Origin of the sequence: Saccharothrix ecbatanensis, from assembly GCF_014205015.1 — a bacterium.
GTDB classification, from domain to species: Bacteria; Actinomycetota; Actinomycetes; order Mycobacteriales; family Pseudonocardiaceae; genus Actinosynnema; species Actinosynnema ecbatanense.
Window position 1 is genome coordinate 1,186,010 of the sequence record NZ_JACHMO010000001.1, and the last position, 12,874, is coordinate 1,198,883.

A 12,874-nucleotide genomic window follows, 5' to 3' on the forward strand; every position below is an offset into this window, starting at 1 on the left:
TCGGCTGCTCTGTCTGACCTCATCCCGTTCACCCGGAAAGTCGAGTTCCTTCCCAGACAGCATGTCCTGGGTGGTGGTGGCGCGGCGCGACTCGCGACAGGGTGGCTTGCGCATAGGCCGATGATCGGTATATACCGTTCCTGTGACTGACGCTTTGCGGGAACCCACGTTCCTGATACTTACCGCGCTTGCCGAGGAGCCCCGGCATGGCTACGGGATCCTGCGTGATGTCGAGCAGATCTCCGGGGGGCGGGTGCGACTGCGGGCGGGCACCCTCTACACCGCGCTCGACCGGCTGACCTCGGACGAGTGGGTGGCCGTCGATCGGGAAGAGGTGGTCGACGGCAGGCTCAGGCGGTACTACCGCCTGACCGACCCGGGGGCGGCCAGGCTGGCGGAGGAGATCGAACGGGTGCGGGCCACTACCCGTGTCGCGGCAACACGTCTGCGTGCACGGCTCATCGGAGGGACGGCGTGAGCGAACTCGAGAAGCGGTACCGGCGGCTGCTGGGCCTCTACCCGCGGGACCACCGCGAAAAGCACGGTGACGAGATGCTCGGCGTGCTGATCGCCGACGCGGGTGACCGGACAACCCCAGGCCCGCGGGACACCGCCGACCTGCTGTGGGGCGCGTTCCGGTTGCACGTACGGCGTCTGCTCGCGGCCGACGTGCTGGCGATCGTCAGCCTGCTCGGCCCGATCGCGGTCCTGGCGGGTGCGGCCACGAGCCTGCACGAGCTGGCCTGGTGGGTTCAGGCGGGCTCGGCGCCGCCGTTCGAGCAGCTCCCCGACGCGCCGGTGTGGTTCGTCTGGCTCGGGGTCGCGATCCTTGCCATGGCAGGGAAACGCAGGGCGGCCGCGATCGGCGCCTGGGTGGCCACCGCCGGGCTGATCGTGGTCCTCCAGCTGCCGTTCGCGAGCTGGCAGTGGTTCACGGACAAGGCGGGCTGGGTGCTGCTCAGCGTGGTCACGGCCTTCGCGCTCTCCATGTCGAACGGGCGCAAGGCCCGGGGCTGGCCCGCGATCGTCACCATGGCCGCGACGGTCCTGGTGATCGTGGGGCTCGGGGTATTCGGCCACCGGGATGAGATCGCCGAGTACGCGGCGCTCGCCGTCCTGTTCGCCGGCGCGGTGCTGGCCGCCGGGATCAGGTCCGCCACCGGATGGCGGGCCGCGCTGGTGCTCTCGGCGCCGGTCGCGACCGCGTTGCTCGCGCGGCTCGTGCACGCTGTGCACTACGGGCCGATCAACGACACGGTCTCCACGCTGATCTTCTTCGGCGCACCGCTGGTGTTCCTGGTCGCCATCGGCGGGCTGGTGCGCCTGCCCCGGCGCACGAGCGTCACCTAGCGCCCGCGCCGATGCCCGTCACCGAGCGGACCTCCAGCTCGTCGAACCGCTCGGTGACGGCGCGGTCGCGGAGCACCGTGCCGAGGTAGCCCAGCACGAACGACAGCGGGATCGACATCAGGCCCGGGTTGCTGAGCGGAAACAGGGAACAGTCGGGAACGTCTGGTGTCGCACCGAGCTGATTTCACCTGCGTATCGGGTGGCAGTTCGTGACTTCAAGGAGCACGCGGGAGCGGAAGGTGGGAGCAAAATTGGAACCGTCGCTTCGATGAGCCAGGTCTTTGTGGGTGTGACGCCACCGTCCTGTCCGGTGAACACGAACCGAGCGGCGGGCTTCTCACAGCGCAGCTCCGCCAACAGTTCGGCGAGGAGCTTCGGCGGGTGCACGGTACGGACGCCGGCCGACGTCCGTTCGGCCGGCGCGGTCACTTCCTCGGGATCGGCGTGCGGCCGTTCGGGCTGGTCACCGGAGTTGAGTCGCAGCCTGGCAACGTCTTCGCCCACGCCTTGATCACCAATCGGGACAACTCGCCCAACTCCGTCCCAGCGAACCGGGGCAGGATGTGGTTGCGCAGATGCGAGTCGTACGTGGCGGCGGCGGTGACACCGCTGACGTCGTGTGCCGCGTAGTCCTGGCTTGCCCGCGCCGTTACCGCCTCCCAGCGAACCCGCGAACCGGACGAGGCGCCGGTCGGGTCACGTTGACGGACTCTTACCCACGGAGCAACCGTTTCTCGCCCTCGGGCACGACGAACCGAGCGTGCGGCGAGACGGACACCTTGGCGAAGTCCGGCTCGGTCGTGCTGGACAGCTGCATGAACTCGGCGGTCACCTGCTCGCTGGTCGCCGTGCAGCGGATGTAGCCGCGCCGGTCGTGCAGGTACTTGACGTACGGCAGGTGGCCGGGCAGGCGGGGGTTCGGATTGTTCGGGTCCGCGTAGGGTCCCCCGCTGGAGACCGAGGTCGCCACCAACTCGACACCGATGTGCGCGCTGTCCGGATCGTACGGGTTCGCCAGGAGGTCCGCGGCCCAGTGCCGGTGCACGTCTCCGGTCAGCACCACCGGGTTGGGCACACCCCGCTCCACCCAACCCGCGCTGATGCGGCTGCGCTGCGCGCGGTAACCGTCCCAGGAGTCGTCGCCGTTGCAGGTGTTCGGGTCGCGGTCGCTGTCCCGGTCGGCGAAGAACACCTGCTGTCCGAGGAAGTCCCACGTTGCCGGGCGCGTGGCCAGACCGTCGAGCAGCCACTGCTCCTGGTTCGCGCTGATCATGCGGCGAGTGCCGTCGTTGCAGTCGGGGACCGACTGCGGGGAGCGGTACTGGCGCGTGTCGAGCATGTGGAAGCGTGCCAGCGAGCCCCAGCCGAGCCGGCGGTGCATGGTCATGGTCCCGCCCGCCGGCTTCTGCGCGGCCCGCACGGGCATGTTCTCGTACCAGGCCTGGAAGGCTTGCGCCCGCTGGGACACCGAGGGTGTGGAGTTGTTCCAGTTGTTCTTGACCTCGTGGTCGTCGAGCACCACGGCCCACGGCGCCGCGGCGTGTGCGGCGCGCAGCGCCGGGTCGGTCCGGTGCTGCGCGTACCGCAACCGGTACTCGGCCAGCGTGTCGACGACGTCGGTGCCCCAGTCGACGTACTCGCGGACGTTGGTCGTCTTGTCGGTGGAGAACTCGTAGATGTAGTCGCCCAGGAACAGCACGAGGTCCGGGCTGTCGTCGGCGATCTGCTGGAAGGCGTGGAACCAGGACTCCTCCCAGTGCGAGCAGGACGCGACAGCGAACCGCAGCTGGTTGGCCAGGACGCCGGGGCCGGGTGCGGTGCGGGTTCGCCCGGCCGGCGACAGGTACGAGGGCGTGGTGTCGGTGCGGAACCGGTAGTGGTAGAACCGGCTGTGGTCCAGGCCGGACACCTCGACGTGCACGCTGTGCGCGCTCGCCGGGGTGGCGGTGGTGGTGCCCGAGGCCACGACGTTGGCGAAGTTGCCATCGGTGGCCACCTGCCACTGCACGTCGACGTTGGACGACGGCATCCCGCCGCGCCCGTCGGGGTTCAGCGGCGCCGGTGCGAGCCGGGTCCACAGCACGAACCCGTCGGCCGACGGGTCACCCGATGCCACGCCGAGCTGGAAAGGGTCGTGCGGCAGCGAGGTCGCCGTCGCCGGCACACCGGTCGCGCCGGCGGAGGGCAGGGCGATCGAACTGGCCGCGGCGGCCCCGCCGAGGATGAAGGTACGTCGATGGACGTTGCGCACGGCTTCCCCTTACGCGTAGTCGGTGACGCCGTCGCTGCACGTGTTCCGGAAGATCTCCCCGGCCGAGCCGATGCAGACCTTGTAGAAGATCCAGTCCCCCTCGGGGATGTCGCCGGTCGGCGCTTTGACGTCCGGCCCCGAGGAGCCTTCCCGGTTCCACGTCTCGAACGGCCCGGTGCCGTCACTGCGCCACCACTGCACGACCGCCGGGAATCCGTCGGCGTGGTGGTCGTCGACCATGAGGTGGTCGCCGTAGGACATGAAGTACGCAAGCCCGGCGCAGCCCTCGTACTTGGTGGTGCCGTCGGTGTTGAGCACCCGCTTGCTGCAGGTCGCCGAGTCCGCTGATGCCGCCTGCGGAGCGACGAGCCCGAGCACGCCCACCACGACCGCCGTGAAAGCCAACCGAGCACGCTTCCTCATGGACCTCTCCTCTACGGGATGCCGACGTTGCCGGGCATCGCGGCAGGGCGTGCGCCCGGATTTCGCCCAATGTCACCGAAAGCGGCGACGTATCGGCATGGGCTGACAGTCCCGGCCGATAGCGTCCCAGGACAGCGCAAGGTCGCGTGTCGGGTGTTCACCTGACATCGCGACAGGCAGGGCGTCCGAGTCTGTTCGTCGGCATGAACGCCCCGTCAGGCGTGACCCGGCGGGCTTCGGCGCCAAGTGCGGCGTTCGCCGGTGTCAGGCGATCAGCACGGCGAGGCCGGTGATGAGCACTGCGGTGACGAGCAGGACGATCACGACGAGGGTGGTCGGGCCGAACCTGCGACGCACCAGCTTCGGGTTGTGCCACATGGTGTGCTTACTCCGTTTCAGGCGCGGTGGCGGATGGTTAGGTGGGCGACGGTGGTCAGGGCGGCCGCTGCGGTGAAGTAGACGGCGGTCTCGGTCCACTGCAGGTGCCAGTACGGGAGGTCGAACCGGCCGCGCACGGCCCGGCCGACGAGCTGGCAGGCGCCGAGGAGCAGCACGGAAAGCGGCATGGCGATGCGGGTGTGCCCGGTCAGGGCACCCAGCGCGGCGCCGAGTGCCAGAGCGAAGACGACCCTGGCGAACGGCAGCACGCCGTGGCTCTCGTAGTACGGCCAGGCCATCGGCTCGCCCACCGGGTCGTGCGCCACCCAGGCCAGCAGGGCCGCGAGCGCGGCGGCTGCGGCCACCGCGCCGGCGGCGGCGACGGCGAGGTTCGCGGCCAGCCAACGACCTCTGGTCACGCTCTGGGTCCAGGCCAGTTTGCAGGTGCCGGTTTCGAGTTCGCGGGCGACGAGCGGCGCGCCCAAGACCAGGCAGACGGCTCCGGCCAGCAAGCCGGCCAACTGCCCGGTGAGACCGGCCATGTCGGGTTGCAGGCGCTCGGTCAGCGCGACCACGCCGTAGAGCAGCACGAGGGCTCCGATGGCGGCGAACTGGGCGCGCTGCCCGCGCCAGGCCACCCACAGCACCCCCGTCACCGGACGGCCTCGGGGTTGCGCAGGTAGTGCAGCACGAGGTCCTCCAAGGTCGTGGCGGGATGGGGGTCGAGGAGGTCGCTGACGGCGCCGCACAGCCGGACCCGACCGCCGCCGAGCAGCACCAGGTGGTCGCATATCCCGGCGAGGTCGGCCAGGACGTGCGAGGACAGCAGTACCGTGGTCTCCAGTTCCCGCAGCGCCTGCAGGACCTGGACGCGGGCCAGCGGGTCCAGCTCCGCGAGCGGCTCGTCCAGCACCAGCAGGTCGGCCCGTTTGCCCACCGCCAGTGCGAGTGCCACCAGGGTGCGCTGGCCGCCGGACAGCCGGTCCACCCGCTGGTCGTGGGCGATGCCGTGCGCGCGCACCAAGGACTCGGCGCGTCCGCGGTCCCATCGAGGGTTGGTGGCCGCGCCGAAGTGCAGCGTGTCGGCCACGCTCCAGCGCCGGTACAGCGGCTTGTCCTGGGCCACGAACGCCACCCTCGTCAGGTCGAGCGGTCGGCCGAAGACGCGGACGTGCCCGGTGGTGGGTGCGAGCAGGCCGGTCACCAGGTTCAGCAGCGTGGTCTTGCCCGCACCGTTGGGGCCGACCAGCGCGGCCGTGGCACCGGCGGGCAGCTCGACCGTGCACTCGCTCAGCGCCCACCGCCGTCGGTAGCGCTTGCCGAGGCCGCTGGTCTCCAGCGCGTTCACCGCTGGTCCCCGCCGGCCAGTTCCCGCTTGCGGCGCAGCAGCGCGGCGCGACGAGCGCGGGCCCGCACCAGCAACACCGCCGGCAACGCCACGACCAGCACCCCGATCGCCGGCACGCCCACCGGGTGGGCGCCGCGCTGGACGGCGACCGTCACCACCAGCGCGGTCGTGCCGATCGCGGCGGCCAAACCCAGCCAGGCGGCGACCACGTGCTCCGCGGCGAACAGGGGCACCCGGCGGGAGAGCAGCCAGGTTCCGTAGCACGCCCACGCCAGGCAGAACACGGTGAACAGGGCGAACGCCCACTGAGTGCGGCCCGGCAGCGGTCCCGGCTCGGTCCACCACAGCGCGGCCACGAACGCCGCGCCCGCCAGCCCGACCACCAGCGCCGTCACCGCGCGCACGCGGGCCCACGGCGACAACGCCGGCTGGAGCCGCTCGATCAACTGCTGCGCCGACAGGCGCGGCTCGTCGGTCATGATCGGTACCCCTTCTCCTCCAGGTGTTCACGGAGCATGCGGCGGGCCCGGTTGAGCCGGGACTTGACCGTGCCCGTCGGGACCTGGCAGATCTGCGCGCAGTCCTGCACCGACAGGTCTTCCAGGTAGAACAGGACGAGGACCTCCCGCTCCAGCACCGGCAGCCCCGACAGGGCGGCCACGAGTTCGGTGCGCTCCACCACCGCGTCGCCCGGGTCCTCGGCGTCCGGTTCGCCGTGCGACACGACTGCCGCCCTGGCGTACTCCGCGCGCAGGCAGTCGGTCACCGACCGTCGGGCGATGGTGAACAACCACTGCTTGAACCGGTCGGTCTCACGCAACCGCGGCAAGCCTCGCACCACCGCCAGCCAGACGTCCTGGGTCACGTCATCAGCCCGCCCGGCGTCCAACATGCGCCGCACGTACGTCCATACCGGCAGGCGCCACCGGTGCACCAGCTCGGCCAACGCCGCGCGCTCGCCGAGCTGGGCCCGTACCACCAGCAGCTCATCGGTCATCTCGTCCTCCCACACCCAGCACAGTCGGGCGAGACAGCCGTTCGGTTCACGACCCGCATCGTCGCGGCCGCGGACCACGGCGGACAACCGGTCCAGGACGACCTCTGCGTCCGCTACGGCGGCATCGTCGGCTACGCGACCGGGCTACTGTGACCCGGCTACTGTGACCGTGTGACTACGCTCGGTAGGACAGCGTTGCGCGGCGTCCGGGTCTTCGACGGTCAGGGGCTGACCGAGCCGTGCACTGTGGTGATCGACGGTGCTGTGATCGGTGCCGACGCGACCAGCGCCGAGGTGGTCGACGCGGCCGGGGGTGTGTTGTTGCCCGGGTTGATCGACGCGCACATCCATCCCGACGGCCTTGCGGCGCTCGCCGCGTTGACCGCGCATGGTGTGACCACTGGGCTGAGCATGGCGACCTGGCCGGTCGAGCTGGTGGCGTCGTTGCGGGAGGTGCCCGGTCTGACCGACATCCGCACCGCGGGCCTGCCGGCCATTGGCCCGGACGGGCTGCACGCGCGGATGCCCGGTCTGGCCGAGCAGGCGGTCGTGCGCGATCCGGCACACGCGCGGCTGTTCGTCGCCGACCGGGTCGCCGAGGGCATCGACTACCTCAAGATCATGCTCGAGGCGCCCGGTGAGGGCGGCCTGCCGCAGGACGTGGCCGCCGCGCTGGTCGCCGCGGCGCGGGCGCACGGGCTGAGGGTGGTCGCTCACGCCGGCTCGCCAGGGGCCTACACGTTGGCGCTGGACGTGGGCGCCGACATCATCACGCACATGCCACTCGGAGCGCCGGTGGCCGACGGCGACGTGAGGAGGATCGTCGCCGACGGCCGCGTCGTGATCCCCACGCTGGACATGATGCGCGGTCTGGCCGACCCCTTGGGCCTGCCGCTCGGGGCCTACGCCGCCTCAGCGCGCGGGGTAGGCGTGCTGCACGCCGCGGGTGTGCCGATCCTGGCCGGCACCGACGCCAACGCCACGCCCGGCGTACCGTACCAACCGGCGTTCGGCGCGAGCCTGCACGAGGAGTTGGCACTGCTGGTCGACGCCGGCTTGAGCACCTCGGCCGCGCTGCGTGCCGCGACTTCCTTGCCCGCCAAGCACTTCGGCCTGTCCGATCGGGGCGCGGTCGAGCCGGGACTGCGCGCGGACCTGGTGCTCGTCGACGGCGACCCGCTCGCGGACATCAGCGCCACACGGGCCATCCGCCGGGTATGGCTGGCCGGCGTCGAGTCGGTGCGGTGACAGCGACCCCGCGATTGGTGGGATTCAGCCGGGAGACCCTGCGCCGCACCCTGAACACCGGTGGCGTGTCCTGGCAGACCACCGCCACCCTGGACTGGAGTTGAGCACCATCGGCGCCGTCTTCTGGATCTGTTCGAAGCCCTTCTCCTCGAACTCCACCTTCACACCCTGGTGCGTGACGGCAGCCTCGCCCCCAAGCAGTCCTTCCACGCCATTGCGGAGGCATACCGATGAAGCGCCGCAGAGCGTGCGCGCGCTGAACACGTCCAGCGGGTCTCCGTCCCGGCGCGATGGGACACCACTGGCAGTGGGATCCTGGGCGGGTGATGGAGAGCGCGCGGCGCGAGTTGGAGCGGATGCGGGGATCGTCAGGTGCGTGGCAGGAGCTGCGCTATGAGCGGGCTACGGATGCCGATGGCGACGACTGCGACGGGAACGCGGTGCGGCGGGCAAAGGTGTTGTGGGCGCTGCAATACGACCGCCGGCCCGACGACCTCCCGCTGGTGCGGTGGTTGGCCGAGCAGGAGGCGTTGTGCCGTGGCGAGGCACCGTTCCAGGGGTTGAGCGAGGAGGTCGAGTTGGCCGGTTTCCTGCTCGCCGAATACCGGCAGGTGGATGACGTCTGGCTGCACTGGGAAATCAAGCGGGCGAACTTCGACACCTGGTGCGGCTACGACCTTGAGCACCTGTTCGCCGCGGGAGTGCAGGTCACCACCGCCTTTGTGCGCGACAGCGGGCATACCGACCGTGACGCCGCGCTTGAGTGTCTGCTCGACGAGGAGGGTAGGCCCTGGGTGTCCGAGGAGGGCCTGGCGAAGTGGTCGCAGCGCAAGCGCTCGCGGTTCCCCGCTGATCCAGCCTCCGAGGATCCGCTCACCTGGGTCGAGCGCGCCAGACTGACCGGCGACCGTGAACTGGCCCGCCGGGAGTTGGACCGGTGGGCGGCCGGCCGCGGGCGGGACAAGGACACGCTGAGCCTGCTCCGCCACTACTTGGCCGACCTGGGGGCGTTCGCCGAGGCGGCTCGGGCGCAGCGCGAGAACCTCGCGTTCATCGGCGACGTTCGGGACTCGGCGTCGGCTTGGCAGACCCTTGCCGGACTGGAACGCCAGGCCGGCGACCACCACGCCGCCTGGGACGCGCTGCGCGAGTGCCGCCGAGCCCTGGATGGGGTGTCGAGGTGGTCGGAGGTGGGGCTGGGGCGCATGTACGTGGAGGAGCTGTTCCTGCTGGCCGGTTCAGCGGAGGGCGAGCTCGCCGGGGAGGTGTTCGCAGAGGCGGACCGTCAGGCTCGCGACGTGCCCCGCCTGCCCCTGGTGGTGTTGCAAACCGCCGCCGAAGCGGCCGTCAAGATCGGCGACCAGACCAGGGCCGGGCACTACCAGAAGCTCCGCGATGCCGAGCGACAGCGCATCGACACCGAGATGGGCTGAGCCCCGCGTTGATGCGTCACCGCACCCCGCCCTGACAGGCGTCCCACCAGAACCGCGACCACGCGCCGTCCGGCATGGGCACGCTCGGGGCACGCGATCAGCGGCGTGAGCGGATCAGCGTCCCTCCAGAAGAGCGGCGCCCCAATCGTGGTTTCCACATTCTGCCGTGATTTCGGCCGTCGCCTGCGCCGCGGTGAGGAAGTCGTCGACCAGGGGCGAGGTGCGTGATGCCGCCACCGCGAGGCACACCTGGTCGGACGCGAGTTCCGGGATGAGCACGTAGCTGATGTCCGGACGCGAGTAGAACACGGTCTCCGAACGCCCCACGAACGAGATGCCCCGGCCGGCCGCGACGTGCTCGAGCTTCTCCTCCACCCCGCGCACCCGGAGCCCGGAGTCGGGGTGCGGGCGCCTGGTGGGCTGCGTGCTCGGGTCGGCATGCCAGACCAGCGGCTCACCGGCCAGGTCGGCCTCGGTGACCTCCTCCTTGCCGGCCAACCGGTGGCCCGCGGGCAGCACCACCATGAGCGGCTCGGTGTACAGCGGGGTCACGCGCAGGCCGGTCTCGTCGATGGGCAGCCGCACGTAGCCGACGTCGACGCGGCCGTCGAGCAGCATCGCGGCCTGGTCGTCCCATTCCATCCGCTGCACGTCCACGACCACGTCCGGATGCCGGGCCTCGAACGCCCGAGCCGCCGGGATGACCGGGATGCCGGTCCGGAAGCCGACCGCCAGCCGCCGGCTGCCTCGGGCGGCCACGGTCACACGGCGGCGGACCGCGTCCGCGGAGGCGAGCAGCGGACCGGCGTCGGCCAGCAGCTGTCGGCCCGCGTCGGTCAGCACCACGCCGTGGCGATCCCTGGTGAACAGCAAGGCGCCGAGATCCTGTTCCAGCGCGCGGATCTGCCGACTGAGCGCCGGTTGCGCGATGTGCAGCTCATTGGCGGCGCGGCCGAAGTGCAACCGGTCGGCCACGGCGACGAAGTAGCGCAGTTTGCGCAGGTCCAGATCCATGACGTCTCCCGGTCCGGTGATGCCTCCAAGGTATCACCACGGCTGAAAGAGGTCTTGGACATCCACTCAGGCCAATGGCAACCTGAATAGGTAACTGGTGCGGCCAGCGCGAATTCGGCACAAGAATTCGACATCGGGACTTGGCGCCCTATCCAGCTTCGGAAAGCGGGCACTTCATGAGCAGCATCAGCATCATCGGCCTGGGGAACATGGCCGGCGCCTTGGCCGGCCGGGCGCTCGCCGGCGGCAACACGGTCGAGATCATCGGTCGCGACCGGGTGAAGGCCAAGGAATTTGCCGCCGCGCTCGGCAGTGCCACTGTCGGGACGGCCGGTGCCGCTCCGGCCGGGGACATCGTTATCCTCGCCATGCCATACGGCAGCGCGGCGGCGGTGGTCAGCGAGTACGGGGACGCACTACGCGGCAAGGTCATCGTCGACATCACCAACCCCGTTTCCCCCGATTTCAAGGGCTTCGTCACCCCCGACGGCAGTTCCGGCGCGCAGGAGATCGCCAAGGCCGCTCCCGCCGGCGCGCACGTCGTCAAGGCGTTCAACACCCTGTTCTCCCATGTCCTGGCGGCCGGCCCAGTCGAGGGGCGCCCACTGGACGTGTTCATCGCCGGCGACGACGAGCAGGCAAAGGCACGCGTGTCAGCGTTCATCGAGAGCCTGGGACTGCGCCCGATGGACATCGGGCAGTTGCCGATGGCGCGGACACTGGAGAACGTCGCCCTGATGCAGTTGGGCCTCGTCGCCCACTCGGTCAAGCACACCAACTTCTTCCTCGGCGTCAGCATTCTCAGCTGAGCGCACGCACCACCACTTTTCGCGCCACATCATTTATGAGGAGCAGTAGCGTGCGCGTTTTCGTCACTGGCGGGACCGGCCATTCCGGTTCGCACATCATCCCCGAGCTCATCACCGCCGGGCACGAGGTCACCGGCCTGGCCCGGTCGGACACGGCCGCGGCGGCGGTGTCCGCGCTCGGCGCGAAGGTGCGGCGCGGCGACATCGAGGATCTCGACGGGCTCAAGGAGGCGGCCGCCGATTCCGACGGCGTCATCCACGTCGCGCACAGGCAAGACCTGCTTCCGTCAGGCGGGATCGACGCCGTGGCGGCCGCGGAGCTCCCGATCATGCTCGCGTTCGGCGAGGCACTCGCGGAAACCGGAAAGCCGTTCGTCGCGGCGGGGAGCATCGGCTCGCCCGGTGACCTGGGTCGGCCGGTCACCGAGGAGGACCCGGCCCTTCCCAGCGGCGATGAGCACAGGGGCACCCTGCGGGTTCGCAACGTCGTGGAAACCGCCGTGGTCGGCCTCGCCGAGCGGGGAGTGCGGTCTTCGGTCGTGCGGATTGCCAACATCGCGCACAGCACGACTGATCGTGCCGGCTTCCTCGTGCAGCTGATCGCGCTCGCGAAGGAGAAGGGCTACGTCGGCTACCCCGGAGACGGCGCGAACCTGTGGAACGCCGTGCACATCCGCGATGCCGCCTCCTTGTTCCGCTTGGCGCTGGAGAAGGGGCCGGCCGGCAAGTATTGGCACGCGGTCGGGGACGGGGCCATCCCGCTCCGCGAGATCGCCGAGGCCATTGGCAGCCGTCTGGGCCTGCCCGTCGTGAGCGTTCCCGCGGACGTGCTGATGGTGCCGGGATACTTTGGCTTCCTCGCGAACATCGTCACGCAGAACTACCCGGCGTCCAACCTCATCACCCGCCGGACCCTCGGCTGGGAACCCGCTCAGCCCGGCCTGCTCGCCGATCTGGACAACGGTCATTACTTCTCCGCCGGCTGAGGGGAGGGACTCGAATCGCAACGAGTGTTGTGGACATACTGCTGGTGTGACAAGGGATGAGTGGGTGGCCGAGAGGTCGCGTGACTTCGCGTCGCTGCGTGGCAGGCGCGTGGAGTCGTGGGTCGGCGTCGAGATGGCACTGCGGGAGAGCGTCGCGGGTGGCGGACCGCAGTTCCACGACCCAGAGGTGCCTTGTTTGCAGTTGTGGGGCTTGCAGGCGTTCTTGGACGACGGCGGTGTGCTGAGTGTCAGCATCTACCAGGATGACCACATGTTCGGGTTGTGGCCCCGGCCGCGCCCGGAGGTCAGGCTCCAGGACCAGGGGCAGTGGGACGGGATCTACCGCTGGACGGCGTTGACCGAACTGCCGACCGGTCAGGTCGAGCATGTGGCCGCCTTCGTCGACGAGGGTGTTCTGGCCGAGGTCAGCCTGCGGATCGGTGGTCAGCCGCTGTTGCTGGTCGCAGGCGAGTTGGAGGAGACGCCCGAAGGAGGGCTGTTGTTCCACCGGCTCGATGAGTCGGTCTTGGTGTTCACCGACACCGCTGCCGCTGCGGGCGCACCCTGGACTACGTCGCGGCGCGGCCTCGTGGTCTGTGCTTAGGGAATGGCAGCGTCCCGCCGACGGCCTGCCGCT

At 70.2% G+C, this 12,874-nt stretch carries 15 protein-coding genes; 7 read left to right on the forward strand and 8 right to left on the reverse strand.

Annotated elements, in window-relative coordinates:
• The first annotated feature begins 142 nt into the window (after window positions 1–142).
• Complete coding sequence (locus tag F4560_RS05420) at window positions 143–478, forward strand: PadR family transcriptional regulator (RefSeq protein WP_312868517.1); 336 nt, start codon at window positions 143–145, stop codon at window positions 476–478.
• Window positions 475–1,350: a hypothetical protein gene (locus F4560_RS05425; protein ID WP_184917059.1), complete on the forward strand. Its 876-nt coding sequence runs from the start codon at window positions 475–477 to the stop codon at window positions 1,348–1,350. Before F4560_RS05420 ends, F4560_RS05425 begins: the two co-directional genes overlap by 4 nt.
• Here the strand turns inward: F4560_RS05425 and F4560_RS44140 are convergent.
• From F4560_RS44140 to F4560_RS05455, 7 genes are all read right to left on the reverse strand, one after another.
• Window positions 1,343–1,468 (reverse strand): hypothetical protein, encoded by a 126-nt coding sequence (locus F4560_RS44140; protein WP_312868519.1) that lies wholly within the window; start codon window positions 1,466–1,468, stop codon window positions 1,343–1,345. The genes F4560_RS05425 and F4560_RS44140 overlap by 8 nt on opposite strands.
• 594 nt (window positions 1,469–2,062) lie before the next feature.
• Window positions 2,063–3,601, reverse strand: coding sequence for an alkaline phosphatase D family protein (locus F4560_RS05430; protein ID WP_184917062.1), 1,539 nt, complete (start codon window positions 3,599–3,601; stop codon window positions 2,063–2,065).
• Between the two features lie 9 nt (window positions 3,602–3,610).
• On the reverse strand, window positions 3,611–4,024 hold the full coding sequence (locus tag F4560_RS05435; protein WP_184917065.1) for a hypothetical protein: 414 nt from the start codon (window positions 4,022–4,024) through the stop codon (window positions 3,611–3,613).
• Window positions 4,025–4,419: 395 nt separating this feature from the next.
• On the reverse strand, window positions 4,420–5,058 hold the full coding sequence (locus F4560_RS05440; protein ID WP_221483348.1) for an ABC-2 membrane transporter-related protein: 639 nt from the start codon (window positions 5,056–5,058) through the stop codon (window positions 4,420–4,422).
• Window positions 5,055–5,750: an ABC transporter ATP-binding protein gene (locus tag F4560_RS05445; protein WP_184917068.1), complete on the reverse strand. Its 696-nt coding sequence runs from the start codon at window positions 5,748–5,750 to the stop codon at window positions 5,055–5,057. Before F4560_RS05445 ends, F4560_RS05440 begins: the two co-directional genes overlap by 4 nt.
• The gene (locus tag F4560_RS05450; protein ID WP_184917071.1) at window positions 5,747–6,229 is read right to left on the reverse strand and encodes a hypothetical protein; all 483 of its coding nucleotides are present in this window, start codon (window positions 6,227–6,229) and stop codon (window positions 5,747–5,749) included. The genes F4560_RS05445 and F4560_RS05450 overlap by 4 nt, the downstream gene beginning before the upstream one ends.
• Window positions 6,226–6,747, reverse strand: a complete 522-nt coding sequence (locus F4560_RS05455) for an RNA polymerase sigma factor (RefSeq protein ID WP_184917074.1) — start codon at window positions 6,745–6,747, stop codon at window positions 6,226–6,228. The genes F4560_RS05450 and F4560_RS05455 overlap by 4 nt, the downstream gene beginning before the upstream one ends.
• A 171-nt stretch (window positions 6,748–6,918) precedes the next feature.
• Between F4560_RS05455 and F4560_RS05460 the strand changes: the two genes are divergently transcribed.
• A complete protein-coding gene (locus F4560_RS05460; protein WP_184917077.1) occupies window positions 6,919–7,995 on the forward strand; it encodes an amidohydrolase family protein in 1,077 nt (358 codons plus the stop codon).
• A gap of 323 nt (window positions 7,996–8,318) precedes the next feature.
• Window positions 8,319–9,428 (forward strand): hypothetical protein, encoded by a 1,110-nt coding sequence (locus F4560_RS05465; RefSeq protein WP_221483349.1) that lies wholly within the window; start codon window positions 8,319–8,321, stop codon window positions 9,426–9,428.
• A 114-nt stretch (window positions 9,429–9,542) separates the two neighbouring features.
• On the opposite strand, the gene F4560_RS05470 is transcribed toward F4560_RS05465, so the two are convergent.
• Window positions 9,543–10,442, reverse strand: a complete 900-nt coding sequence (locus F4560_RS05470) for a LysR family transcriptional regulator (protein ID WP_184917080.1) — start codon at window positions 10,440–10,442, stop codon at window positions 9,543–9,545.
• A gap of 176 nt (window positions 10,443–10,618) precedes the next feature.
• Here F4560_RS05470 and F4560_RS05475 point away from each other — a divergent pair, with 176 nt between their 5' ends.
• The 3 genes from F4560_RS05475 to F4560_RS05485 are packed head-to-tail and all read left to right on the forward strand — an operon-like array spanning window position 10,619 to window position 12,841.
• Window positions 10,619–11,251 (forward strand): NADPH-dependent F420 reductase, encoded by a 633-nt coding sequence (locus tag F4560_RS05475; protein WP_184917083.1) that lies wholly within the window; start codon window positions 10,619–10,621, stop codon window positions 11,249–11,251.
• Window positions 11,252–11,301: 50 nt separating this feature from the next.
• Window positions 11,302–12,237: an SDR family oxidoreductase gene (locus tag F4560_RS05480; RefSeq protein ID WP_184917086.1), complete on the forward strand. Its 936-nt coding sequence runs from the start codon at window positions 11,302–11,304 to the stop codon at window positions 12,235–12,237.
• Between the two features lie 46 nt (window positions 12,238–12,283).
• Entirely contained in the window at window positions 12,284–12,841 is a 558-nt protein-coding gene (locus F4560_RS05485; protein ID WP_184917089.1) for a hypothetical protein, read from the forward strand.
• Window positions 12,842–12,874: the final 33 nt, after the last annotated feature.